This is a genomic window from Chryseobacterium sp. RU33C, assembly GCF_900156015.1.
GTDB lineage: Bacteria > Bacteroidota > Bacteroidia > Flavobacteriales > Weeksellaceae > Chryseobacterium > Chryseobacterium candidae.
In genome coordinates this window covers 102,363-127,011 of sequence record NZ_FTMT01000018.1, presented here as the reverse complement: position 1 = coordinate 127,011, position 24,649 = coordinate 102,363, and the positions used below count along the sequence as shown (strand labels likewise).

General features: G+C 36.4%; 20 protein-coding genes and 1 tRNA gene. 13 read left to right on the top strand and 8 right to left on the bottom strand.

The window, feature by feature from the left end:
- Positions 1-79 precede the first annotated feature (79 nt).
- The 3 genes from BW946_RS15535 to BW946_RS15525 all read right to left on the bottom strand — a co-directional run bounded on the left by BW946_RS15535 (position 80) and on the right by BW946_RS15525 (position 2,922).
- Complete coding sequence (locus BW946_RS15535) at positions 80-1,309, bottom strand: phage integrase SAM-like domain-containing protein (RefSeq protein ID WP_076597028.1); 1,230 nt, start codon at positions 1,307-1,309, stop codon at positions 80-82.
- A 195-nt stretch (positions 1,310-1,504) separates the two neighbouring features.
- Positions 1,505-1,576: transfer RNA gene (locus BW946_RS15530), tRNA-Glu, on the bottom strand.
- Positions 1,577-1,635: 59 nt separating this feature from the next.
- Positions 1,636-2,922 (bottom strand): N-acetylmuramoyl-L-alanine amidase family protein, encoded by a 1,287-nt coding sequence (locus tag BW946_RS15525; protein ID WP_170872091.1) that lies wholly within the window; start codon positions 2,920-2,922, stop codon positions 1,636-1,638.
- A 53-nt stretch (positions 2,923-2,975) separates the two neighbouring features.
- On the opposite strand from BW946_RS15525, the gene BW946_RS15520 reads away from it, so the two are divergent.
- The 3 genes from BW946_RS15520 (at position 2,976) to BW946_RS15510 (ending at position 6,540) form a co-directional block, all read left to right on the top strand.
- Positions 2,976-5,561, top strand: coding sequence for a putative LPS assembly protein LptD (locus BW946_RS15520; protein WP_076597027.1), 2,586 nt, complete (start codon positions 2,976-2,978; stop codon positions 5,559-5,561).
- A 143-nt stretch (positions 5,562-5,704) separates the two neighbouring features.
- Positions 5,705-6,085 (top strand): RidA family protein, encoded by a 381-nt coding sequence (locus tag BW946_RS15515; protein WP_076597037.1) that lies wholly within the window; start codon positions 5,705-5,707, stop codon positions 6,083-6,085.
- On the top strand, positions 6,085-6,540 hold the full coding sequence (locus BW946_RS15510; RefSeq protein WP_076597026.1) for a hypothetical protein: 456 nt from the start codon (positions 6,085-6,087) through the stop codon (positions 6,538-6,540). The genes BW946_RS15515 and BW946_RS15510 overlap by 1 nt, the downstream gene beginning before the upstream one ends.
- 67 nt (positions 6,541-6,607) lie before the next feature.
- On the opposite strand, the gene BW946_RS15505 is transcribed toward BW946_RS15510, so the two are convergent.
- Positions 6,608-8,137 carry a trypsin-like peptidase domain-containing protein gene (locus BW946_RS15505; RefSeq protein WP_076597036.1) on the bottom strand — a complete coding sequence of 510 codons (1,530 nt, stop codon included), beginning with the start codon at positions 8,135-8,137 and terminating at the stop codon, positions 6,608-6,610.
- Between the two features lie 339 nt (positions 8,138-8,476).
- Between BW946_RS15505 and BW946_RS15500 the strand changes: the two genes are divergently transcribed.
- Genes BW946_RS15500 through BW946_RS15485 form a run of 4 tightly spaced genes read left to right on the top strand, consistent with a single transcriptional unit; the run spans position 8,477 to position 11,950 of the window.
- The gene (locus BW946_RS15500) at positions 8,477-9,838 is read left to right on the top strand and encodes an oxygen-dependent tRNA uridine(34) hydroxylase TrhO (RefSeq protein WP_076597025.1); all 1,362 of its coding nucleotides are present in this window, start codon (positions 8,477-8,479) and stop codon (positions 9,836-9,838) included.
- 56 nt (positions 9,839-9,894) lie between these two features.
- Positions 9,895-11,139, top strand: coding sequence for a peptidase U32 family protein (locus BW946_RS15495; RefSeq protein ID WP_076597024.1), 1,245 nt, complete (start codon positions 9,895-9,897; stop codon positions 11,137-11,139).
- Positions 11,139-11,369 (top strand): ferredoxin, encoded by a 231-nt coding sequence (locus tag BW946_RS15490; RefSeq protein ID WP_076597023.1) that lies wholly within the window; start codon positions 11,139-11,141, stop codon positions 11,367-11,369. Before BW946_RS15495 ends, BW946_RS15490 begins: the two co-directional genes overlap by 1 nt.
- 5 nt (positions 11,370-11,374) lie before the next feature.
- Positions 11,375-11,950, top strand: coding sequence for a 5-formyltetrahydrofolate cyclo-ligase (locus tag BW946_RS15485; RefSeq protein WP_076597022.1), 576 nt, complete (start codon positions 11,375-11,377; stop codon positions 11,948-11,950).
- Here the strand turns inward: BW946_RS15485 and BW946_RS15480 are convergent.
- Together BW946_RS15480 and BW946_RS15475 are read right to left on the bottom strand one after the other, a co-directional pair.
- Positions 11,899-12,480: a hypothetical protein gene (locus BW946_RS15480; RefSeq protein ID WP_076597021.1), complete on the bottom strand. Its 582-nt coding sequence runs from the start codon at positions 12,478-12,480 to the stop codon at positions 11,899-11,901. The two genes, BW946_RS15485 and BW946_RS15480, sit on opposite strands and share 52 nt — an antisense overlap.
- A complete protein-coding gene (locus tag BW946_RS15475) occupies positions 12,464-13,645 on the bottom strand; it encodes a hypothetical protein (protein WP_076597020.1) in 1,182 nt (393 codons plus the stop codon). Before BW946_RS15475 ends, BW946_RS15480 begins: the two co-directional genes overlap by 17 nt.
- Positions 13,646-13,828: 183 nt before the next feature.
- Between BW946_RS15475 and BW946_RS15470 the strand changes: the two genes are divergently transcribed.
- On the top strand, positions 13,829-14,158 hold the full coding sequence (locus BW946_RS15470; RefSeq protein ID WP_076597019.1) for a hypothetical protein: 330 nt from the start codon (positions 13,829-13,831) through the stop codon (positions 14,156-14,158).
- A gap of 121 nt (positions 14,159-14,279) precedes the next feature.
- Here the strand turns inward: BW946_RS15470 and BW946_RS15465 are convergent, their stop codons facing one another.
- Together BW946_RS15465 and rmuC are read right to left on the bottom strand one after the other, a co-directional pair.
- On the bottom strand, positions 14,280-15,047 hold the full coding sequence (locus BW946_RS15465; RefSeq protein ID WP_076597018.1) for a TrmH family RNA methyltransferase: 768 nt from the start codon (positions 15,045-15,047) through the stop codon (positions 14,280-14,282).
- Positions 15,048-15,252: 205 nt separating this feature from the next.
- Positions 15,253-16,758: a DNA recombination protein RmuC gene (rmuC, locus tag BW946_RS15460; RefSeq protein ID WP_076597017.1), complete on the bottom strand. Its 1,506-nt coding sequence runs from the start codon at positions 16,756-16,758 to the stop codon at positions 15,253-15,255.
- 192 nt (positions 16,759-16,950) lie between these two features.
- Between rmuC and BW946_RS15455 the strand changes: the two genes are divergently transcribed.
- The 5 genes from BW946_RS15455 to BW946_RS15435 all read left to right on the top strand — a co-directional run bounded on the left by BW946_RS15455 (position 16,951) and on the right by BW946_RS15435 (position 24,630).
- Positions 16,951-17,625, top strand: coding sequence for a response regulator transcription factor (locus BW946_RS15455; RefSeq protein ID WP_076597035.1), 675 nt, complete (start codon positions 16,951-16,953; stop codon positions 17,623-17,625).
- 2 nt (positions 17,626-17,627) lie between these two features.
- Positions 17,628-18,992, top strand: coding sequence for a HAMP domain-containing sensor histidine kinase (locus tag BW946_RS15450; protein WP_076597016.1), 1,365 nt, complete (start codon positions 17,628-17,630; stop codon positions 18,990-18,992).
- A 146-nt stretch (positions 18,993-19,138) separates the two neighbouring features.
- Positions 19,139-20,413, top strand: coding sequence for a TolC family protein (locus BW946_RS15445; protein ID WP_228402609.1), 1,275 nt, complete (start codon positions 19,139-19,141; stop codon positions 20,411-20,413).
- A 3-nt stretch (positions 20,414-20,416) separates the two neighbouring features.
- Positions 20,417-21,532 carry an efflux RND transporter periplasmic adaptor subunit gene (locus BW946_RS15440; protein ID WP_076597014.1) on the top strand — a complete coding sequence of 372 codons (1,116 nt, stop codon included), beginning with the start codon at positions 20,417-20,419 and terminating at the stop codon, positions 21,530-21,532.
- The gene (locus BW946_RS15435; RefSeq protein WP_076597013.1) at positions 21,532-24,630 is read left to right on the top strand and encodes an efflux RND transporter permease subunit; all 3,099 of its coding nucleotides are present in this window, start codon (positions 21,532-21,534) and stop codon (positions 24,628-24,630) included. Before BW946_RS15440 ends, BW946_RS15435 begins: the two co-directional genes overlap by 1 nt.
- Positions 24,631-24,649 lie beyond the last annotated feature (19 nt).

Below are 24,649 nucleotides of genomic sequence, written 5' to 3'. Positions count from 1 at the left end.
TAATAAAAAGTTATTTCCGTAAAATTTTTTGAGCTATGAGGGCTCAAAATTTTCCAGAATAACTTTTTAACTTACACAGTTAGTGAGACACTACCGGATCTTTCTTGACAGTCCAATGTGAATGTAAATTTTCGGCTACCATTTCTTTTGAAAAATTAACATATTTCTTAAAGGATTTATAATCTTTATGTCCTGTAATTTTTCTAATGAGTTCTTCATTCATTCCTAATGTTAAAGAATTGGTTATAAAAAATGATCTACCATAATGAACAGTAATAAATTTATTTGCAGGTTGCTCTAAAGTAATGTTATTACCGCCTGAGTGCTTTGTAAACTTTACAGTGTGAGTAAATTCTATCTCTTCAAACAAATCTTTCAATATTCGGTTACATGTTTGATTTGGTGGAACATTCATTTTACCAAAATGCTCGAATTGAGCATCTAAAATTGCCTTTGCTTGTGGAAGTAAGGGGATCGTTAAATTTTCCCTCGTTTTCTTGATGTGTAAATTCAAAAATTTGTCATCATAATCGTTTTTAGTGATTAATGAAATATCAATATAACGGAGACCTGTATAACAACTTAGAATAAAAATGTCTCGTATGCAATTCTTTAACTCATTCTTAAAATTTTGTGTTCTAAGTTTTTCGATAACTTCTGCCGTTAATACAACTTTGTCAGTTTCATAGCTGGGTAAATCAAATTGCTTGTAATCAGTAGTGTTATGATAACCTCTTTTATACGTCCAATTTAGAAAAGCTTTCAGATTTTTACAGTATTTGTTAATTGTGGAGTTCAAAAACTCTTTTTCAATCAGATAATTTTGAAAGTAGTCATTAAAAACCAAATTAAATGATTGCATATTGACATTATATTTTTTTTCTTTTTCAAATTCTAAAATTGTCTTTTTTAGAGTGTTATATGCCTTTATAGTATTTTCGGACGAAATAGGAGTTTTTAATTTAATAAACTCGTCAATTACGTTTGAAAAAGAACGATTATCTGTATTTGTGTGTTCAGGATTGATTTTTCTATCAAATTCATTTCTGAATAAATCTATTGTTAAGTCTTTCCTGTCCCTTAAATAGTCCCTCTCAATTTCATTAATAATATGTTGAATGTTTTCTAGTTTCAGATTTTTGTTTTCGGAATTGGGTGCTAATGGTTTTACTTTAGTTCCGCTCCATTGATTTGGTTTGACCTTTACACCTGTTGAGCGTTTTACTCTTGAACCATTAATTATTATACTAAAGTGGATTAATGTTTCATCTTTAGATTTTGGTTCTTTCAAATAGAAATTAACGTTCATATCAAATATTTATTTAAAGTTAAAAATAATTTTGAGATAGAATATTAATTTAAAAAGAATGGGGACATCTTAGGGACAAAAAATGCTTTATGTGACTTTACATTACTTTATGTTGTTAAAAATAAAAACCCCTGATAAACATTGTTTAAAAGAGGTTTTCAGCTAGTATTGTGTAAAGCTATGTATAGCTTTCGGTAGCCTATAGGGGAATCGAACCCCTGTTGCAAGAATGAAAATCTTGAGTCCTGACCACTAGACGAATAGGCCGAATTTTGAGGTCGCAAAAGTAGGAATTAACTTTTAAACTTCAAAATTATTTTTTTGATTTATTTATAGACTTTTTGTATCACCGTATTTTTGATACCTTTAGCATCAAGTTCCTTTTGAAGCTTTACAGCATCTTCCAATGTGTATACCTTTCCGTAGGTATAATAAAATACTCCATTATCCTTGTTTCTTTCCACATCTTTTAAATTCTGAAGGATATAAGAATTACCATTCAGTTTATCACCTGCATACACTTCTATGGTATAATATCCCATGCTGATTCTCTGGTTAGGCATAAATCCTACAGCAAAGGCATTTCTGAAACCTGCATCTTTGGCAGTTTTAAGATTAATATCTTTCACTGAAGCCATATTGGTTACAGCATAGTAATACTTGTATTGTCCGTTTTCTTTAAGGGTAAGAATATAGTTCAGGCCTTTCAGGGCAGGATCATTTTCATTGTATTTCGTAGGAGAACTCATGAGTAGAATTCTGAAATCGTTTTTCAAAGGAACTTCTGCCGGTTTTTCAGGTTCTGGTTTTCTGACAGCCATAGAACCGCCGGATTTTCTGTCAACCGCTTTTTTATAATCAATAATAGCATTGTAGATGCTTTCTGCAATTTCAGTCTGTCCTTTGTCTGAAGCGATGTAGTGACTTTCTTCAGGGTGATTGATGAATCCTGTCTCTATCAGTACAGATGGCATGGCATTCATACGGAGAACGTGAAGGTTTTTCTGAAATACACCTCTTGAAAATCTTTTATCTTTATTCACAAAGTTATCTTCTACCAGTCCTCCCAAGAGAAGACTTGATTCCAGATATTTACTTTGCTGAAGTTTCAAAGCAATTAATGATTCAGGAGAATCCGGGTTATAAGAACCAAAAATCTGCTTATCTTTCTCATCAAGAAAAATTACATCATTTTCTCTTTTGGCTACTTCCAGGTTCTCATTATTCTGGTTAGGTCCCTGTACATACGTTTCAGTTCCATACGCTGTAGGTCTTTGGGAAGAGTTACAGTGAATGGATACAAAAAGGTCTGCTTTACTTCTGTTAGCCAGATTGGTCCTGTCAGACAGAGAAGGATACTCGTCTATTTTACGGGTATATATTACTTTGAAATCTCTGTTTTTCTCTAACATGGCACCTACTTTTAATGTAATGGCAAGTGTAATGTCTTTTTCTGCAACCCTTCCAATGTCGGAATAAGTCCTGTTGGCTCCATGATCACTTCCTCCGTGTCCCGCATCCAGAACGATAGTAAACTTCTTCTGTGAGAAAATAAAGTTGCTGGTAAGGATAAGGAGAAATGATAAAATTATTTTAAAATTTTGTTTGTGCATCTTACAGTTATAAAAATTATATTAATTTTGAGCCTTAATTATATAGAATAAAATTGGCCAAAACCGTCTTCAAAAATATATTACAAATTTTAATTATCCTAATTTTTAACAATTTTTTAGCACAGAAAACTCCTGAAAAATTGCCTGAAAATGCGGTTAATGATACTATTTCCAAAAAGGATACCATAGTTGTAAAAAAAGAACCTTTAAATGATGTTCTTCGTACAAAAGCGGATGATCAGAGAAGAGATGTTCCCAAAAAAATGACATTCCTGAACAAAAATGCTCAGGTAAAGTATCAGGATATGCAGATTGATGCGGATTATATCTCTATTGATGATAACAAAAATCTGATCTACGCCAGAGGAAAACAAGACTCTCTAGGGAAGATTATAGAGCCTGTAATCACTACACAGGCCGGGAAAAAATACGAAACCAATGAATTCAGCTATAATACAAAAACAAAACAGGCCATTGCTTTCAATGCCAGAACGGAAGAAAGCGAAGGGGTAATTATAGCCCAGAAAACTAAAAAATATAATGATTCCGTATTCGCAATGAGAAAAGCGGATTATACAACGGATGATTATTTCATTAAGAAGAAAGATACGGCAGCGGATTATTTTATGAGAGCCTATAATATTAAGCTGATTAAAACCAAAACAAAATCCCAGATCGTAACAGGTCCTATTCAGATGTTTATCGAACAGGTTCCTACGCCGCTTTACCTTCCGTTTGCTATTTTGCCATTCTCAGATAAAAGGGCTGCAGGTATTCTGATCCCAAGTTTCGGGGAAAGAGAAGATGTTGGTTTCTTCCTGAACGGAATTGGATATTATCAACCGATTGGAGAACATTTTGACCTTAAGGTTTTAGCAGATATTTATACAAAAGGAAGCTGGAACTTACGTCCTCAGGTGAATTACCAGAAGAAATACCGCTACTCAGGAAACTTTACGGCAGATATTGGTACAATGGTGAGAGGGATCAAAGGTTTGGACGATTATACTAAAAACAGTACCTATAGAATCAACTGGACTCACTCGCAGGATTCCAAAGCCAATCCTTTCCTTACATTCAGTGCCTCTGTAGATATTGTAAGTACCAAATTCTATAACAACCCGCTTAACAATAATTACATTTTCAATCAGAATGTATTGAATACCCAGCAGAACTCTACAGTAACCCTTACCAAAAGATTCCTGAAACTTCCGATGACTATCACAGGAACTGCTTCATATTCCCAGAACTTTGCAACAGGATTGGCAGACCTTCGTCTTCCACAGATGAACGTAGCAATTAATCAGTTCTATCTGTTCAAATCAAGAACAGGGATCAGACAGGGATTACTTGAAAATATTACAGTGAATACCGGTTTCAATCTTACCAATTTTGTGAATACTCAGGAGAACGAGCTATTTAAAAAAGAAATGTGGGATAAAATGCAGACAGGGCTTAAAAACAATATCGCATTGGCTACCAATACAACATTGGCGAAATACTTCACTTTCAGTTTAAGTGCGAATATCGATAACGCTTTGACTACAAAAACGCTGAACAGATATTATGATCCGGTAAAAAATGTAACGGTTGACGAAATCAATAAAAACTTTACAGGATACTCTACTTTTTCCACTTCCGCAAGTCTTCAGACAACACTTTTTGGAATGATGAAATTCAAAAAAGGATCTACAGTGGAAGCGATAAGACATATGATGACTCCAAGTATGAGTTTTACCTATTCACCGGATTTCTCAAGTCCTGGCTTCGGATATTACAGAAACTATTATAATGCAACCGGAGCGCTGACACCCTATTCTATTTTTGAAAAAGGAATTATCGGAAGCCCATCAAGTGGTATGCAGGGAGCCTTAGGGTTCAATATCGGTAACAATATTGAGATGAAAGTAAAGTCTAAGAGTGATTCTACAGGGGTAAAGAAAATCAAAATTTTTGAATCTTTAAACCTGGCAGGAAGCTACAACTTTGCTGCTAAAGATCATCCCTGGTCTGTATTCTCTATCAACGGACAGTCTTCCTTTTTCAATAGTAAACTTACTGTAAATACCAGTCTTGCGCTGGAACCTTATAAAATTGATTTCTCATCAGGAGAAAATACAGGGGTAAGAACAGAGCAGTTCGGTCACTTCAGTGTGCAAGGATTCAACGTTCAGCTATCTTATCCTTTAAGCAGCGAAATTTTTGGAGAAAAAACAGATTATGCCAAGAAGTATTCTTCGAAGGGAGAAGTCCGAAATGAAAATTATTATTTTGATGATGATCATTATGCTCACTTTGATCAGGCCTGGACTTTAAATATCAGTGCCAATTATGCTTATTCCAAAGGATTGAGCAAATTTGCCAATAAAATTGCATCCATAGGATTAGACGGTAGTATCAAGCTTACTCCTTACTGGAATATCAACGGAAGTACGCATTATGATATGGTGACTAAAGAATTGGCATATACAAGGATTGGTTTTTCAAGGGATCAGCGAAGTTTTACAATCAATTTCAACTGGGTTCCTTTCGGACAGTATAAAGTGTATGACTTCTTTATCGGTATCAAAGCCAATATCTTAAGTGATGCATTGAAGTACAAAGACAGAAGTTTTACCCAGCCTAATGCACCTTTCTAATATCAGATTGGCATTTGTGAATATAAATTTTATATTTGCAAGCAGAATAAATGCTAATGAAATCACTATTGACAAAATTCGTAAACCAGCGAACATAACAGATAGTGATCACCTATGATCTGGAAAAAATTAAATATCCGCATATGAAACAAATAATCAACACAGTTAATGCACCTGCAGCTATCGGACCTTATTCACAAGCTAATATGGCAAACGGAATTTTGTATATCTCCGGACAGATTCCTGTAGATCCTGCAACGGGTAAACTGGTAGAAGGAATTGAAAAGGAAACGCATCAGGTAATGAAAAACCTTGAAGCCATCCTTACTGAAGCTGGCATGACTTTCAAAAATGTTGTAAAAGCGACCATCTTCCTTAAGAGCATGGATGATTTTGCTGTAATGAATGATATTTATGCATCATACTTAGATTCAGAAAGCTATCCTGCCCGAGAAACAGTACAGGTTTCATGCTTGCCTAAAAATGTGGATATCGAAATTTCTATGATCGCACATCAGGATTAATGAACTTTATAAGAAATACAATTGCGGTTCTGATAGGCCTTGGTATTGCAGGACTTATTATTACTCTTGGTATAAGGGCTTTTCCGCAATGGGTAACTTTTGAGGCTTTTGCTCCGTTTGAGCACTGGCAAAGGTTTCTTTTCAGCATGAAAGATGATAAGGCGTTTTTCGGCTTCCTTTTATTTATTTCCGGATTAGGAACGACCATTGGAGGAGTTGCAACGGCCATTATCGTTAAATATGCTAAAGTAGCCTATGCTATTCTGATTGGCTTTATTATGCTTTTTATCGCCATGTTGGATGTCATTATTTTTCCTTATCATCCTACATTTTATAAGATCTCTATTTTTCTTACGTTCTTTCCGTTTTCATGGATTGGGGGTAAAATTGTAGAAGTGATCTACGAAAGGAATAAAAAGAAGAATATCGCTGATAAAATGAACAAGTCTAAATAAATAATAAAAAGCGCTGCAGACATTTGCAGCGCTTTTTGTTGATATGAAAAACTAATTTGTTTTCTGATTAAGGCATTTTGAAACCTTTTGTATAGATTCTTCCATAGTCATCCACGAATTTCACCTGTACATTCCCCTGATATTTCTCAAGGATCTTTTCAACATCTTTCTGTGAATTGACCGGCTTGCCATTGATTTCGATGATGATATAGTTATCTACGATCCCGATTTTAGCCATTTCGCTGCCCTCAGATACGTTTTTAGCCACTACACCGCTATTTAGTCCGTATTCTGTTTTGAAACGCTCTGTAAGCGGATCAAATTCAGATCCGATTTTTTCTGTTACACTAAGGTCAGCTTTCGTTCTTGTTGAAGTGCCTCCTTTCTGGTCTCTAAGCGTTACAGAGGTAGTACTTTCTTTGCCATTTCTTGAATAAGTAACCTGTACTTTATCGCCAGGACGTTTGCTTCCGATAGACATAGAAAGATCAGCAAAGTCTGTTATATCGTAGTTGTCTACTTTAGTGATTACGTCTCCTTTTTTCAGTCCTGCATCTTCAGCACCACTGTTTTCACCAAATCCTGTAATATAAATTCCTGAACCTACCTTCAGATTTGTTTTAAACTGCTTGTTGTATGAACTTACCAGTTGGTCATTCGAAAGATCTAAAGACTGAACTCCAAGGAATCCTCTCTGTACAATTCCGAATTTCTTGATATCCTCAACGATTTTTCTTGCTAAGTTAGAAGGCACTGCAAATCCGTATCCCTGATAATATCCTGTAGTAGACTGAATCGCAGAGTTGATCCCGATAAGCTCTCCATTCGTGTTTACCAAAGCTCCTCCTGAGTTACCCGGGTTGATGGCGGCATCCGTTTGAATGAAACTTTCAATAGGATTAGTAGCTTTTCCCTGGCCTCCCAAGATTCCGATACCTCTTCCTTTTGCAGAAACAATACCGGCTGTTACTGTAGAATTTAATCCTAATGGATTTCCTACTGCAAGTACCCATTGTCCTACATCAATATTGTCAGAGTTCGCAAAATTCAGATAAGGAAGACCTTTTTCTTCAATCTTTAATAAAGAGATATCTGTATTAGGGTCTGTTCCTACCAAAGTAGCGATATATGATTTTTTGTTGCTTAAAACAACTTCAAGCTTGTTAGCACCTGCTACCACGTGGTTGTTGGAAATAATGTAACCGTCCGGAGAGATGATAACACCGGAACCCATTCCAGATGGCATATTGTCAGGAGCTTGTTGCTGCTTCTGTCTCTGCTGGCCTCTTCCCCCGAAAGGATCTCCAAAGAAAAAGTCGAACAAATCCTGCTCTGAAGCTCTGCTTGAGGTTCTGCTCTGATAGTTTTTAATGGTAACTACAGCCGGAACGGTTGTTTTAGCCGCTTTTACAAAATCATCACCTACAGCTCCTGTATTCATTCCTGCGAATGATGTATTAGGTGCGGCTGTTGTGAAATAAGATTGATCTCCATTATTAGAGCCATGTCCGAAATATTGTAAAGCTCCAACGGTAGTAGCTCCAGATAATACCCCTACCACTGCAAATGGTAATAGTTTTTTAAAAGTAGTCTTCATTGTATATCTTTCTTTTTTATTAATTAATTTCATTTTTATGTTTTTGAGTAAACAAATTTAATGTTAAATAAGTAAGCAATTAGTATGCTATGTTTCAATTTTAACTAAAATTTAACGGCTATTATATCATTTTATGTCTTATGTCATAATTGTTAATGTCAGAGTTAACAAAACTTAAAAAAAAATTAAAGAAAATATGGCAGAATCATGATGTAAAGTGATTTCTTTTTCATTGCAGACAGGTCATTACTTACTATTCTTGATTCGTGTCATAAACATACTTAATTCAAAAATTATTACCTTTGCAAAAATTTTATTCTCACTTAAAACGTTTATAGCATGCAACTGTATAACACCTTAAGCGCAGAAGAAAGAGCTCAACTTATTGATGAAGCCGGTAAAGACCGTCTTACTTTGTCTTTCTATGCGTATGCCAAAATTGAAGACCCCAAAAAATTTCGCGACGAATTATTTATAGCCTGGAATGCACTGGATGCACTTGGCCGTATTTATGTTGCAACAGAAGGAATTAATGCTCAGATGAGTGTTCCTGCAGATCAGTTTGAGGCTTTTCGTGATACGCTGGAAGTTTATGACTTCATGAAAGGAATCCGTTTGAACGTAGCGGTAGACCATGACAATTACTCATTTTTAAAATTAACCATAAAAGTCAGAAATAAAATTGTTGCTGACGGTTTGAATGACGAGACTTTTGACGTAACCAATAAAGGAATTCACTTAAAAGCTCAGGAATTCAATAATATGCTGGAAGATCCCAATACCATTGTTGTAGATTTCAGAAATCACTACGAAAGTGAAGTTGGGCATTTTGAAGGAGCAATTACTCCGGATGTGGAAAACTTCAGAGAAAGTTTACCTATTATTAACGAACAGCTGCAGGATTTTAAGGAAGATAAAAACCTGCTGATGTATTGTACCGGAGGAATCCGTTGTGAAAAAGCAAGTGCTTACTTCAAACATCAGGGATTCAAAAATGTATATCAACTGGAAGGAGGTATCATAGAATATACACGCCAGATCAAAGAAGAAGGAATAAAAAGTAAATTCATCGGTAAAAACTTTGTATTTGACCACCGCTTAGGAGAGAGAATTACAGACGATATTATTGCACAATGCCATCAGTGCGGAAAACCTTGTGATAATCATACCAATTGTGCCAATGATGCCTGTCATCTATTGTTTATCCAATGTGATGATTGTAAAGCAGCGATGGAAAACTGCTGTTCTTCAGAATGTCTGGATACCATCCATTTACCTTGGGAAGAACAGGTGAAACTGAGAAAAGGGTTACAGGTTGGAAATAAAGTATTCAGAAAAGGAAAATCCGATGCCCTGAAATTTAAAAACTCAGGAGATTTAACTGATAAGCCTTTAGCAAAAGCCGAAACAAAAAATATCCGCCAGAAGATTGCTGTTAAAAAAGAATTGATAGGTAAAGCAGAGCATTACTATTCAAAATCAAAAATTGCACAGTTTTTAATTGAGCATAAAGATCTGTCAGTTGGAGATAAAGTATTAATTTCAGGTCCTACAACAGGAGAGCAGGAGGTTACTATTACTGAGATCTATGCTAACGGAGGTCCTTGTGAAACAGCAAATATAGGAGATCAGATTACTTTTGCATTACCATTCAGAGTTCGCTTATCTGATAAGCTGTACAGAATTGTACAAAATGCATAATTCCGAACTTTCAATAAATTATTTCTGTTTAATAACTTAGTAATTCCGGACTCAAAATGACAAAAAGCGGAACAATAGAATTGATGTCTCCTGCAGGAGATTTCATATCACTTCAGGCAGCTATAGATAATGGGGCTGACTCTGTCTATTTTGGTGTTGAGCAACTCAACATGCGTGCAAGAGCAACAATGAATTTTACCATTGATGATCTGCCGGAAATCGCCAGAAGATGTGCTGAAAAAGGAGTAAGAACCTATCTTACCCTTAACACTATCATATATGATCATGATCTGTCTATCGTCAGAACACTTTTAGATAAAGCTAAAGAAGCTGGTCTTACAGCTGTAATTGCAATGGATCAGGCTGTAATCTCTTATGCAAGACAAATTGGCATGGAGGTGCATATTTCTACGCAGATTAATATAACCAATATTGAAACCGTAAAATTCTATGCTCTTTTTGCTGATACAATGGTGATGAGCCGTGAATTAAGTATCAGGCAGATCAAAAAAATCTGTACTCAGATTGAAAAAGATCAGGTGAAAGGACCTTCCGGTAATCTTGTTGAAGTGGAAATTTTCGGGCATGGTGCCTTATGTATGGCCGTATCCGGGAAGTGTTATCTAAGCCTGCATTCTCATAATTCTTCTGCAAACAGAGGCGCGTGCAAACAGAACTGCCGAAAAAAATATACTGTGATTGATCAGGAATCAGGTTTTGAAATTGAACTTGATAATGAATATATGATGTCTCCCAAAGACCTTTGTACCATTGGTTTTCTGAATCAGATTGTAGATGCCGGCGTAAAAGTCTTAAAGATAGAAGGAAGAGGAAGAGCACCTGAATATGTAGCAACAGTTACAAAATGTTATAGAGAAGCAATTGACAGTATTGCTGAAGGAACATTTTCTCAGGAAAAAGTTGATGAATGGATGAAACTCCTGGAAACCGTATACAATAGAGGTTTCTGGAGTGGATATTATCTTGGACAGGAGCTGGGTGACTGGTCTTCGAATTCAGGTTCCAGTGCAACACAAAAGAAAGTTTATATAGGAAAAGGGAGGCATTTCTATCCGAAAGCCAATATTGCTGAGTTTGTGGTTGAAGCCTATGATATTTCCGTAGGAGACAGTGTACTTATACAGGGGCCCACTACAGGATCACAGGAAATGATCATCGAAAGTATGATCGTTGATAAGAAGGAAGGAGCTGAAAAGGCAACAAAGTCTGATGTGATTACTTTCCCTACCAATTTCCGTGTACGGGCAAGTGACAAATTATATAAAATTGTTAAAGCGTAATGGTCATTGCTACACTACAAAGAGATAAATGTATTGGTTGTAATTACTGTGTTGAATTCGCTCCGGAATATTTTAGAATGTCTAAAAAAGATGGCAAATCAGTATTGCTTAAGACGGTAGATAAAAAGGGCTTCTATACTTTAAAAACATCTGATCAGGAAGCATTTGAGCATTTGGAGAAAGCGGCAAACGCCTGTCCTGTGAAAATTATTTCTGTAAGAATTACTTAATCATTATGCTGAAAGCTGAACTTAGAAAAAAATATATCCAAAAAAGAAAGGCCTTGTCTACCGATGAGGCTTTCCTGTTATCTCAAAAGATTTTTGAAAATTTCATTCAGTATTTCAATCCGAAAGAATCGGAGAAAGTGCATGTTTTTATCCCGATTCCGGCAAGAATGGAAGTTGATACCCAAATATTCATTGATTATTTTTTAGCACAGAATATCCGGGTTTATGTGCCTAAAATTGTAGCTGATAAGCTGATTGCTATTGAAATTTTTGAAGATACTGTTTTTGAAACCAACAGTTGGGGGATTTCAGAACCTGTTTCTAATGATGATTCAGGGGAAAATTACTTTCATTATGTGATTACACCTTTATTATACTGTGATAAAAAAGGAAATCGGGTAGGATACGGTAAAGGATTCTATGACGGCTTGTTTCAAAGCATTTCTTCCGAGACAAAAAAAATCGGAGTCAATTATTTTGACCCCGATGAATATGTGGATGATGTCTGGGAAAATGATATTCCTCTGGACTATCTGGTTACTCCTACAGACATACTGTCTTTCTTGAGCGGCTTGGAATAAAAATCTAAAAAGTAGAATTTAAATTCTTTTTTAAGCTTTGATGTAGACAATAAGATGTATTGTGCATTCTTTTCAAAGCTTCCCAGCGACTTGTTTTTATTATCAAAATACTCCACATTGAACTTGGCGTAGTCTAATGTATCTTTTTTATAAAACTCTTTATATACATTCAGATTGCTGACTTTCGCTGTTTTTGCTTTCATGCTGTCCAGTTCCTTCAGCAGTCTTTTAAATGTCAGAGAATCCGGTTTGTGAAAATAACTTTCCATCTGAGAATAAATGACAGTATCTATTTCCGTATTCCTGTTTCCACTAAGATAGAGGGTAGACAGGTCAAGAAGCTCCTGAACTTTTTGTTTGGTGATGGAGTTGATAGCCTGCATGCTATCCATCTGTACGGCAGGATAGCTTTTTTCATTGTTGCTGTTTCGCAGTTTATCGAGGTCGCTTACCTCTGAGGTTTTATTATTACAGGCAATAACTAAAGTCAGAAGCACGGTGAAAATTAAAAAATTACTTATTCTTTTCATCTGTGGTAGCAATTTTAAATTTGATGGATACAATTTTACCTTTGATATCCTTTTTCATTTCTATTACATTCAGGTTTTTCAGAGAGGTTGTTGGCGTGGTTACCAGAGTGATATACTTCTGTTTATCCAGCCTTTCAATGCCATAAGTGTCATTATCATACACCTGATAGATGACTGCATTGCTGCTGATCAGGTTTTCCAGCTGATTTCTTTTCTGCTTAATAAGAGCAACCTGCTCATCCGGATTCCCTCCTTTGATGTCTTTTATAGAGAAATAATACACAGCCATCTTATAATCATCCGGCTTTAGTTCTATTTTTTCTTCTTCAGGGGCATTTTCAAGGCTTCTGTTGACCTCCAGAGGCTCGTAGAAAGGAGCACTGATTCGCATTTTTAGATTTTTATCTTTGCTGGAATAATAGAAGCACTCGCCGGGCTTTATTTTATACATCAACGGAGATTCGTTTTCTTTCACCACCATTATTTCTAAGGTATTGATCACAGAAACTCCTCTGTCCTTATCAATAAAACAATATTTATAAGTTTTCGAAAAAAGTACATCTTTAAATCCTAAAAGGCCAGTAATGGTAATCAAAACTGAAGTAACAAGTGCCCAGGCGTTCTTTTTGAAGAAATTTTTCTTAGGCGGAACAGCAGAAATTTCAATCTCATTTGTTGTCGCTTTGTTTTTTGTAAGTGTCTGATTTTCAGTATTTGATTTTTGTAAATCAGTGTTTTCCTGGTTGCTTATTTCAACTTTTTTAGGCTGAAATTCAGTTTTTGGAAGTTCGGGAGCTGAAGAAACTGTTTTTTCAAGTTCATCCATATCTTCTTCATCAAAATTTTCATTTTCCTGCAGCAATTCGCCGGCAAAAAGATGTTGCTTTTTGAACTCATACCAGGAGTCATAACCCGCATAAATACTCAATAAATTGAGCATATCTATCCTTGGTAATTTAGTAACCGGTGAAGTTTTAAAATAAGTGTAAAATGACTTTTCACTAATGTTACCTTTCGCTTTTTTTCGAAGGTCTTCCTGAAAATATATAATATCTATACCCTTCCACTTGGATATGTCATCCTGCGAAGGGGTATATTCTTTTAAGTATTGACCCTGAACATCCTTTTTTAGCTGTTCAAAGTGTAATAGATCTAAATCTGTCAATTTTTCAAAAAATAATTAAATTATTGATTATCAGCTATGTTTTTTTGTAAAACTATTTTACAAAGGTATTACAATTATTTTTCATAGACAAACTTTCTAACTGCTCTACCTTTGTCTTGTTCAAATAACAGAACAGAAGAAAATTTTATAAAACAATATTAACAAAATTAAATTTAATTTATTATGAAAAAGTCATTATTCGTAGCTGCTATCGCTGCAATCTCTCTAGTTGCTTGTAAAAAAACTGAAGCTACTGCTACTGAAGGTACAACTGATTCTGCTGCTGCTACTGTAGCTGATTCTGCTGCTGTAGTTTCTGATTCAGCTGCTAAAGTTGTTGATTCTGCTGCAACTACTGCTGTAGAAGCTACTAAAGATGCTGCTGCTGCTACTACTGCTGCTGGTGCTGAAGTTGCTAAAGATGCTGCTAAAGGTGCTGCTGAAGCTGCTAAAGGTGCTGCTGATGCTGCTAAAGGAGCTGCTGATGCTGCTAAAGATGCTGCTAAGAAATAATTCTAGCATACGCTTAACAATAAAAGAACCGTTTCACCCAGTGAAACGGTTTTTTTATGTTTAGTCATTTGCGGGCCGCAGGTGAAGTAATCTCTTTACTATAAAAAATAAGACCAATAGTCTATCCCTTCTTTTGCTTCAGAGATTCATAACACGTAATAGCCACAGCATTACTCAGATTTAATGAATCAATACTTCCTGCCATAGGAATAAGCGTGTTTTTTCCTTTTCCGATCCAGAAATCACTCAGTCCGGAATGTTCCGTACCGAATAATACCGCAGAACGCTGTCTGAAATCTCTCTTATAAAGATCTTCAGCACTTTCGTCCATAATCGTTGTATAGATATTAAAACTGTTTTTTTGAAGGAATTCCAATGTTTCTTCGTTTTCAGCCTGATATACTTCCATCCCGAAAAGGCAGCCAACACTGGATCTGATTACATTAGGATTGTAGAAATCAGTTTTTCCGTCAGCAACAATCAGTGCATCCACTCCAAAAGCTTCACAGCTTCTTAAAATAGCCCCAAGATTTCCTGGCTTTTCTACACCTTCAACAATAATTACCGTAGAATCTTTTTTAGGAACAAATGATGAAAGTGAATTTTCTTTGGTATGGTAAATACCGATAATTCCTTCAGAACTCCCTCTGTAAGCGATTTTTTCATATACCTTCTCACTTACATAATGGATTTTTCTATCGGGAAGAGTTCCTTTAAAGATATTTTCAGAGATAAAGAACTCCAGCGGTTCAAAATCATACTGAATAGCTCTTTCATTTTCCTGCTGTCCTTCTACTACAAAAACTTTTGATTTTTTACGAAACCTGTTGTCAGTAAGAAGCTTAGTGACATTTTTTATTTTATCGTTTTGAAAACTTTCTATCAACATGCTGCAAAATTATGCAAAATTTATGATTGAACTTCTCTGGTTTTAACAAAAATGGTTTTCCGAGTAGTCTCAAATGGAGTTTATTTTTCCATTTAAAAAAAGATAAGAATGGTCATAAAGTCAATTAATAGCCATTTTATTCCGAACATAGCTTGCTCAGAAGAATACTGCTTCCAATAACTAAGGGGAATAGCTTTTCTGAGGTTTAGCTTTCTGATGTTTCTGTGAAACTGCTGTTGTCAATAAGACTTTGAGGCAGATCTTTTTTATTTTTGATTCCTAAAGATTTCAGCTTTTGAGTCTGGATCACCAGGTTGTCATTTCCGGTATGAAGCTGTTTGTAAGCATCATTGTATACATTTTTAGCCTGATCCAGATTTCGTCCTACCTTTTCCAGGTTTTCTACGAAGCCTACGAATTTATCATAAAGTCTGGCTCCTCGTTCAGCGATTTCAATAGAATTTCGGTTCTGATATTCGCGTTTCCAAAGATCGGCAATCAGCTTAAGGGAAGTGATCAGATTGCTTGGGTTAAGCAGAAGGATTCTTCTTTCATAGGCATAGTTCCAAAGATTCTGATCCGCCTGCATTGCAGCAATATAAGCAGGCTCACTAGGAATGAACATCATCACAAAATCCAATGATTTTCCATAGTCATCGTATGCTTTTTGACTTAACTGATTAATATGATTCTTGATAGATCCAAGGTGCTGGCTCAGTTTTATGGCATAAACATCGGCGTCGGTTTCGTCTACCAATTCGGTAAAAGCAGTCAGTGACACTTTAGAATCAATGATGACATTTCTTTCGTCCGGATATTTTACAACGGCATCAGGTCGCATTTTCTTTCCGGAAAATTCGGAGAATAAAGCTTTGTTGTCTTCATCGCGTAATTCATGCTCCAGGAAATATTCTCTTCCTTTTACCAGTCCCGATTTTTCAAGAATACTTTCCAGAATCATTTCACCCCAGTTCCCTTGTGTTTTGCTTTCTCCTTTCAGAGCGCGGGTCAGTTTTTTGGCATCTTCGGAAATCTGCTGGTTCAGTTCCGCCAGTTCCTTCACTTTTTCAGCAAGGGAGAAACGCTCTTTATTTTCCTTTTCATAGGCTTCGTTAACTTTGTTTTTTAAGTCTGCAATTTTCTCCTGAAAAGGGTCAAGGATATTTTTTAAGTTATTTTGATTTAAAGCCGTAAACTTTTCTGTCTTTTCTTCTAAAATTTTATTCGCGAGGTTTTCGAACTGAAGTTTAGACTCTTCCTGAATCTTGATAATTTCTTCTTTCTGTGTATCAAGTGATTGTTGGAGACTTTCGTTTTTAGCAGAAAGCTCAGAGTTTTTAGCAAAAAGAGTCTGTTTTTCAAGAATGTGGGTTTCTATCTGAGAAGTCTGTCTCTGATTGATTTGTTTTAACTCCTGAAACTGGATGTTTAAAGAAGAATATTCGGCGGATATTTTAGAAAATTCATTTTTCAGATCATCCAAAAGATCCTGCTGAAGCATATTGGCTTCTTTCTCTTTACTGATATTCTGATGAAGCTCCTGAATTTTCAGATTGGAATTTTCCAGATCAGATTGATTTTTAATAGATAAGGTATTCAGTGCATCATAAGAACTTCTGGAAACCATTGACGATTTCAGTGCAAAATATAAAATAACCGCGCCCAGTACACCACCGGCAACCAACCCAATAATTAAATAGATCATCTCCATCTTCCAAAATTATGAAAAAAGGCTGGAAGCTGTATGAACAATACCGCCTGTTTGTTCTACTATTTTAAAAGATTGATGAAATGTCTGAGGCTATTGAATAGAGCAGCTCCATTACTTCTCTCTTCCAGCATCCATCTTCCATCTTCCTTTCTGAAGAAGAATACTTATATTTATGGGAAATTTCAGAGACTTATGAATATTTTGTTGGTAGAAGATGATCAAAGAATCAGTAATTTCCTGATAAAAGGCCTTTCCGAGGCTGGCTATATTACAACCCTGGCAGATTCCGGGGAAAAGGCGCGTGAACTTCTTCATACCTATGATTTTGATATTATTTTAATGGATATCATGCTTCCCGGACTGGATGGAATGCAGCTTACACAGATTATCAGATTTAAAGGAAATTATACTCCGATTTTGGTTTTAAGTGCCTTGAACAGTCCTGATGATAAAATCAAAATGCTGGACATGGGCGCTGATGATTATTTATCAAAACCTTTCCATTTTGAAGAACTGATTTCAAGAATTAAAGCGTTAACCAGAAGAAATAAATTAAGTTATCAGAAAGACGATCAGCTTTTATCATGCGGCAATATCACCATTGATACGGATCTCCATAAAGTAACTCAGAACGGTAAAGAAATAGAATTTTCCCCTACGGAATACAAACTTTTTACTTTCCTGATGGAGAATAAAAATAAGGTATTGAGCAGAACCCAGATTTTGCATAAAGTCTGGGGAATTGATTTTGATAATACAACGAATGTAGTAGATGTTTACATTTCCTATGTGCGTAATAAGATTGATGAGACAGAACATAAAATTATTCATACGGTAAAAGGAACCGGTTATTTGATCAAAGACTGAAAATGACGCTCAGAAACAGATTTACCCTTATTTCAAGCCTTTCATTCGGCATTGTTTCTATCATTACATCTGCGGTGATATTTTTTGCCTATTATGACAGTACCAGGATTTTCTATTTTGAAAAGCTGCGGAATACGGCGTTAATTTCTGCTATTTATTATCTTGAAAAAGATGAGCTTCCCAAAGACAGACATGCCCAGATCAAAAAAGAATACAACCATCTGATTCAGAATAACAGGGTAGCAGTTTATAATCAGAATAATGAAGTTACTTTTGGACATAATCTGAACGATAAGAATATAAAACTGTCTCATTTACAGGCTGTCAGAAACAACAAAGGAATACAGTTCATGTCTGATAATCAGTTCTACTACGGGATTTTTTATCCGGACAATCAGGGAGATTTTGTGGTTTTCGTGAAATCTTCCAACGATTCTTTCCAGTCGCAGATTCTGAGACTGGCTATTATCATGCTTTCGGTATTGGTCATTGGTCTGCTTGCGATTTATTTTCTGAGCAGATATCTTTCCAAGGTGGTTTATAAACCTATTTCCAATGTAGTGGAACGCATCAATAAAGTGGAATATAATAATATCTCTACGGCAATTATTACTTCTACCAATACCAATGATGAGATTGAAGATCTTATTAAATCTTATAATAAACTGCTGGGCAGAATTTCTGAAAATGTGCTTCTGCAGCAGAACTTTATCAATTATGTTTCTCATGAATTCAAAACGCCCTTAGCGGCAATATCCGGAAACCTGGAAGTCTTTGCCCAAAAAGACCGTACACCGGAAGAATATAAAGAAGTGGCCAGACAGTCATTGGAAAACGTGTATGAGATTGAAAATATTCTCAACAATCTTTTGCTGATGTCCGGAATGACAAAACTGGAGTCATCTCACAAACTCATGAGAGTAGATGAGCTGATCTGGAAAATTTATGAAAAATTAGAACCCAAAGCAAAAGAAAACAATTCATCTATCAAAATACAGCTTCAGGTAACAAAACCTGCTTTGCTGGAATTCCCGGGAAACGAGACACTTCTCTACCTTGCATTATATAATATTGTAGAAAACGCGATTAAATATTCCTATGACAAACCTATAGTGATCACATTATCAGAAAAAAGCAATCAGCTGAATATTGAGGTCAGAGATGAAGGAAGAGGAATTCCGGCTGATGATCTTGTGAAAATAGCTAAAACGTTCTACAGAGGAAAAAATGTAGATACGGTGAAAGGCAGTGGGATTGGATTATCCCTTTCTAAAAGTATTTTTGATCATCATCATATTGTCATGAAAATAGATTCTGCTGTTAATGTCGGGACTAATGTGCTTCTTGAATTTCCGGCTTATTCATAATCGTATCATTAGTGAAAATATTTGTGTTATTAGTATTTTAAAAAAGTTCTAATCAAACTCTAATGTTGAACTAACCGAATTTTAATTTTCTTTACAATTCCCTCTAATATTAGACAAATAGCTTTGTGGTCTTAAATAAAAAGACCTTGAAGAAGCTATTTTTTACCCTATTTTATATTCCCTGTTTCAGTTTCTTTTCAGCGCAGATTTCAGATACTATGAAAATCAGCAGAAAGGAAGCTGAAACTATTTTTCTGGCTAAAAACCTTGACCTTATTGTGCAGAAGCTAGAAATTTCACAAGCCGAGGCAAGAGCTGTTCAGGCTAAATACTGGCCTAACCCTACATTGAGTATCAGTGAAGTCAATCTATGGAGAACCTATGATATCGAAGAGCAGCCTGCGCTCATCGGAAACTGGGGAAAAAGTACTCAGATTTCTGCCGAGATAGAACAGGTGATTCAGACTGCAGGTAAAAGAAGGAAAAATATCGAACTTCAGAAAATAGAAGTGGAAGGTGAGAAGTATGAACTGCAGGAAGTTTTACGTGAACTTAAGAAGACGCTCAGAAATACCATTACTGAAATTCTTTACAATCAGGAACAGCAGAAAATCTATCAGGGGCAGATTGCTTCCATTGAGAAATTAACAAAATCCTATAATAATCAATTAAACCTTGGGAATATCAGTAAAGCTGAATATGTCCGCTTAAAAGCACAGGAAATTGAATTTAAAAAGAAGCTGGTTTCATTGAAGCAGGAAATTGAAGATCAGCAGGTAGAGCTTAAAGCCTTATTGATGCTGCCTTCCCAAACCTATCTGGAGATTTCAGATTCATTTGTTATGCCTGAAAAACAACTTTCTGAACTGGAGGTTACACAATGGATAGAAAAAGCAAAAGAAAACCGCCCGGATATTATGATCTCAAAAAATAAAGAGAAGCATGCTTCCAAAAATCTGGAAATTCAAAACGCCATGAAAACTCCCGATGTTGCAGTTTCTATAGGATATGACCGGGGAGGAAATATTATGAAAGACTTTATAGGGCTGGGAGTTTCTGTTGATCTGCCCATTTTCGATCGCAATAAAGGAAATATTCAGGAAGCGAAGCTTGAGATCGAGAAAAGCAAGCTTGAGACCCGCAAAAACATGCTGAAATCTGAGAATGAAATTGTCTCTGTTTTCAGAAACTATATCAGAACACAACAGGTTTCGGAAGAAATTGATGACAATTATGAAGCTACACTCGATGGTTTGCTGGTAAGCCACGAAAAAAACTTCAGACTCAGAAATATCAGCATGCTGGAGTACATGGATTTTCTGGATACCTACATCGGAAATAAAATGATCATCCTGGATACTAAAAAAGAATTGAATCAATACTACGAAAACCTGCAGTATGTTGTAGGACAAGATTTATAAGCTATGAACAAAAATATTACTAAATACAGCGCTGCAGCTTACCTGTCTGCCCTCATTATTTTTACAGGCTGTGCCGGAAAAGTAGAAAATAAAGAACCTGAAAAAGCTTATTGCATCAGCAAAGAACTTAAAAAAGAGATTAAACTGGCTAAGGCAGAAATGCTTCCCATAGAAGAAAGTATTACACTTACCGGAGAAGTAGAAAGTAATTCTGATAAAACAGTTCCTTTTGTGAGCCTTGTGGATGGAGTGGTGATGGATACCTATTTTTCTCTTGGTGACTATGTAAAAAAGGGACAGACGCTGGCCAGTGTAAAAAGTACAGCTGTTAATGAAATGCAGGATGATACGCAGACCTTACAGGCACAGCTGGCTGTTGCGAAAAGAAAACTTTCCTCTGTAGAAGCTATGTATAAAGATGATATTGCCTCTCAGAAAGATTTGCAGGAAGCGCGTTCCGAAGTTGCGATATTACAGTCCAATATTTCCAAGACACAGAAAAATATGCAGCTTTATTCTGCAGGAGGAAGTACGATTCAGATCAAAGCCCCTGCAGACGGATATGTTATTTCGAAGAATATTTCCAAAGGAATGCCTGTTACCGCAGGAGGAGATCAGCTGTTTACCATTTCCAACCTGGATAAAGTCTGGGTAATGGCCAATGTATATGCCACCAATATGAGACACGTTTATGCAGATCAGCCGGTTGTGGTAAAAACACTTGCTTATCCTGATGACAGTTTTTCAGGTAAGATTAATACCGTTTCCCAGGTTTTCAATGAAAACGAAAGGGTACTCAAAGCCAAAATCATTATGGATAATAATGGAATGAAACTGAGGCCGGGAATGTCCGCGGATGTTGTATTACCCATCAACTCACAAAACAAAAGCGCATTGGCAATTCCTGCAAAAGCTTTAATCTTTGATAATAACCAAAGCTATGTCGTGGTTTATAAAAAGGATTGTGAGCTTGAGATAAGACCCGTCACGGAGATTGCTTCCAACAGTCAATATATCTATGTAGAAGGCAATTTAAAACCGGGTGAAAATGTTATTGCTTCCAACGGACTGCTGATCTATGAAAATCTGAAAAACCAATTAAATAATTCCACGAAGTAATGCGAAAATTTGTACAGAATATAGTTTCCTTCTCGTTAAAAAACTCATTGATTGTTCTTTTGGGAACTTTTCTATTGCTGGCTGGAGGAATCTATTCCTACATACATACACCCATTGAAGCATTTCCGGATGTTACCAATACAAGGGTAAGAGTGATTACCCAATGGCCGGGAAGAAGTGCTGAAGAAATAGAAAAATTTGTCACATTACCCATTTCAAAGGAAATGAATGCCATCCCGAATAAAACTTCGGTACGTTCTATTTCCTTATTCGGATTATCTGTGGTGACGGTTATTTTTGATGACCATGTCAATGATTTTTATGCACAGCAATATGCTTCCAATAAACTCGGAAATGTAGAACTTCCTGCCGGAGCAGAGTACAGCATTGAACCTCCCTCTGGTGCTACAGGAGAAATTTACCGGTATATTATCAAGAGTAAGCTTCCGATCAAAGAAGTGACAGCCATTCAGGATTGGGTGGTAGAAAGAGAATTGCTGGCTGTTCCCGGTGTGGCAGATGTGGTGAGCTTTGGCGGAGAAGAAAAAACATATGAAATAAAAATTAATCCTACAGAATTACACAATTACGACCTTTCCCCCCTGGATGTGTATGAAGCAGTTTCGAAGAGTAATATCAATGTAGGAGGAGATGTAGTGGCAAAAGGTGATCAGGCTTATGTAGTGCGGGGGATCGGTCTTTTGGAGAAAAAAGAAGATATAGAAAATATTCAGATCGAGGTAAAAGGTTCTACGCCTATTTTGGTAAAGCACGTTGCCGAAGTAAAAGTTTCTGCAAAACCGAGATTAGGACAGGTAGGATACAACAACGAAAATGATGTTGTACAAGGAATTGTGATTATGCTTCGGGGTGAAAATCCAAGCGAAGTCATTGCAAGGCTGAAAGACAGAATACAAGAACTGAATGGCGGAGAGCTTCCCGGTGATGTACAGATTGTTCCAATCATTGACCGTACGGAGCTTGTGAACACTACCGTTCATACCGTTTCCAAAAACCTTATTGAAGGAATCATTCTGGTTTCCGTCATTGTATTTATTTTCCTTTACAACTGGAGAACTACTTTCATCGTAGCATCAGTAATTCCTTTGGCCTTTCTGTTTGCTATTATTATGCTGAAAATTCAGGGTCTGCCGGCCAACCTGATTTCCATGGGGGCACTGGACTTTGGGCTGCTTCTGGAAGGAACACTGGTTATTGTCGAACACGTCTTTGTCGCCCTCGAACTTAAAGCGAAAAAGATTGGGCTGCGGAGATTCAATAAAATTTCAAAACTGGGAATCATCAAGAAAAGTGCAGGAAGCGTAGCAAGCTATATTTTCTTTGCCCTGCTGATTCTTATCGTTGCGCTGATGCCGATTTTCTCTTTCCAGAAAGTGGAAGGAAAAATGTTCTCTCCTTTGGCATTTACACTGGGATATGCATTATTGGGATCATTGATTTTAAGTTTGACCTATGTTCCGGCAATGTGTAAACTGCTGTTGACTAAAAATATTGAAGAGAAAGAAAACTTTATTTCGAGATTCTTCAGAGTTAATATTTATAGAATCTACGAATTCAGTGATCGTCACAAAAAAGGATTCATTATTGGTTTCGTTGCCTTGCTTGCCGTTTGTGGCTGGAGATTCTCCAATTACGGATCTGAATTTTTACCCAAACTGAACGAAGGTGCCATCTATGTAAGAGCAACCCTTCCCAACAGTGTCAATCTGGATGAATCTGTTAGGTTAACCAAAGAAATGAAGGAGATTCTCATGAAATATGATGAAGTACAATTTGTCATGACCCAGACAGGCCGCCCCAATGACGGAACAGATCCCACCGGATTTTTTAATATCGAATTTAATATTCAGCTGAAGCCGGAAAATAAATGGAAGAAAAAAATATCCAAAGAAGAACTCCTAGAAGAAATGAGAGTCTCTCTTGAGAAATTTCCGGGTATCAATTTTGGATTCAGCCAGCCGATACAGGATAATGTGGAAGAATATGTAGCGGGAGTAAAAGCACCGCTGGTCATTAAAATTTTTGGAAATGATTTATTTGAGCTGGAAAATTATGCCAATAAAGTAGCCAATTCCATCAGAACAGTTCCGGGAATATCCGATGTGAATGTTTTTAAAAATATCGGACTTCCTGAGCTGAGAATACAACTTCATGATTCCAAAATGGCAAAATATGGGGTGTCCACAGCAGATGCACAGGCGGTCATTGAAATGACAATCGGAGGGCAGGCTGCCACCAAGTTTTACGAACAGGAAAGAATGTTTGACGTAATGCTCAGATTTGAAAAAGATTACAGAGATACACCTGAAAAGATGGGAAATATTCTCATCCCGACTCAGGACAATAAAAAAGTTCCGTTGAAGGAAATTGCAACCATTGATTATCACACCGGACCGTCATTTATTTATCGTGAAGGAAACAGCAGATATATCGGAGTTGGATTTAATATTGAAGGGCGTGATCTGGGAAGTACCATTCAGGAAGCCAAAGCGAAAGTAGATCAGGAAGTGAAGCTTCCGAAAAAGCATAAAATGACGTGGGCCGGAGAATTTGAAAGTAAAGAAAGAGCCGCAAAACAGCTGGCTATGGTAGTACCGATTTCTTTAGTTCTTATTCTGATGCTGCTATACTTTAACTTCGGAAACATAAAAGATACGCTGATTTCATCCATTACCCTGGCATTTGCTTTCATTGGAGGATTCTTGTCCCTGTGGTTTACAGGAACCATCTTCGGGATCTCAGCGGGAATTGGGTTTATCATCCTGTTTGGAGTGGCTACCATAGACGGTATCGTTCTGATCGGAGTTATGAAAGAGAATCTGCAAAACAGAATGTCACTCAAAGAATCCATAGCACTGGGAGTGAAAAGCAGAATCCGCCCGGTGGTGATGATTGCCCTGATGGGTTCTATGGGACTTCTTCCCGCAGCGATGTCCAACGGAATGGGTTCTGAAATTCAGAAACCGTTAGCCATTATGATTGTTGGAGGATTAATTATCTGTATGCTGCTGTCATTTACTGTACTGCCTATTATTTTCCATTATGCCTATCGCAAAAAGCATAAGGAAGCATTATAGTTTCTTTCATTTTGTTCAT

What these genes read in the sequence shown, in the direction of transcription:
- BW946_RS15450 (WP_076597016.1), top strand. Translation starts at nt 17,628, where the DNA reads ATGACGCTCAGAAACAGATTTACCCTTATTTCAAGCCTTTCATTCGGC.
- BW946_RS15525 (WP_170872091.1), bottom strand. Translation starts at nt 2,922, where the DNA reads ATGCACAAACAAAATTTTAAAATAATTTTATCATTTCTCCTTATCCTT.
- BW946_RS15495 (WP_076597024.1), top strand. Translation starts at nt 9,895, where the DNA reads ATGACAAAAAGCGGAACAATAGAATTGATGTCTCCTGCAGGAGATTTC.
- BW946_RS15515 (WP_076597037.1), top strand. Translation starts at nt 5,705, where the DNA reads ATGAAACAAATAATCAACACAGTTAATGCACCTGCAGCTATCGGACCT.
- BW946_RS15505 (WP_076597036.1), bottom strand. Translation starts at nt 8,137, where the DNA reads ATGAAGACTACTTTTAAAAAACTATTACCATTTGCAGTGGTAGGGGTA.
- BW946_RS15535 (WP_076597028.1), bottom strand. Translation starts at nt 1,309, where the DNA reads ATGAACGTTAATTTCTATTTGAAAGAACCAAAATCTAAAGATGAAACA.
- BW946_RS15480 (WP_076597021.1), bottom strand. Translation starts at nt 12,480, where the DNA reads ATGAAAAGAATAAGTAATTTTTTAATTTTCACCGTGCTTCTGACTTTA.
- BW946_RS15465 (WP_076597018.1), bottom strand. Translation starts at nt 15,047, where the DNA reads ATGTTGATAGAAAGTTTTCAAAACGATAAAATAAAAAATGTCACTAAG.
- BW946_RS15440 (WP_076597014.1), top strand. Translation starts at nt 20,417, where the DNA reads ATGAACAAAAATATTACTAAATACAGCGCTGCAGCTTACCTGTCTGCC.
- BW946_RS15455 (WP_076597035.1), top strand. Translation starts at nt 16,951, where the DNA reads ATGAATATTTTGTTGGTAGAAGATGATCAAAGAATCAGTAATTTCCTG.
- BW946_RS15510 (WP_076597026.1), top strand. Translation starts at nt 6,085, where the DNA reads ATGAACTTTATAAGAAATACAATTGCGGTTCTGATAGGCCTTGGTATT.
- BW946_RS15470 (WP_076597019.1), top strand. Translation starts at nt 13,829, where the DNA reads ATGAAAAAGTCATTATTCGTAGCTGCTATCGCTGCAATCTCTCTAGTT.
- BW946_RS15435 (WP_076597013.1), top strand. Translation starts at nt 21,532, where the DNA reads ATGCGAAAATTTGTACAGAATATAGTTTCCTTCTCGTTAAAAAACTCA.
- BW946_RS15500 (WP_076597025.1), top strand. Translation starts at nt 8,477, where the DNA reads ATGCAACTGTATAACACCTTAAGCGCAGAAGAAAGAGCTCAACTTATT.
- BW946_RS15490 (WP_076597023.1), top strand. Translation starts at nt 11,139, where the DNA reads ATGGTCATTGCTACACTACAAAGAGATAAATGTATTGGTTGTAATTAC.
- BW946_RS15485 (WP_076597022.1), top strand. Translation starts at nt 11,375, where the DNA reads ATGCTGAAAGCTGAACTTAGAAAAAAATATATCCAAAAAAGAAAGGCC.
- rmuC (WP_076597017.1), bottom strand. Translation starts at nt 16,758, where the DNA reads ATGGAGATGATCTATTTAATTATTGGGTTGGTTGCCGGTGGTGTACTG.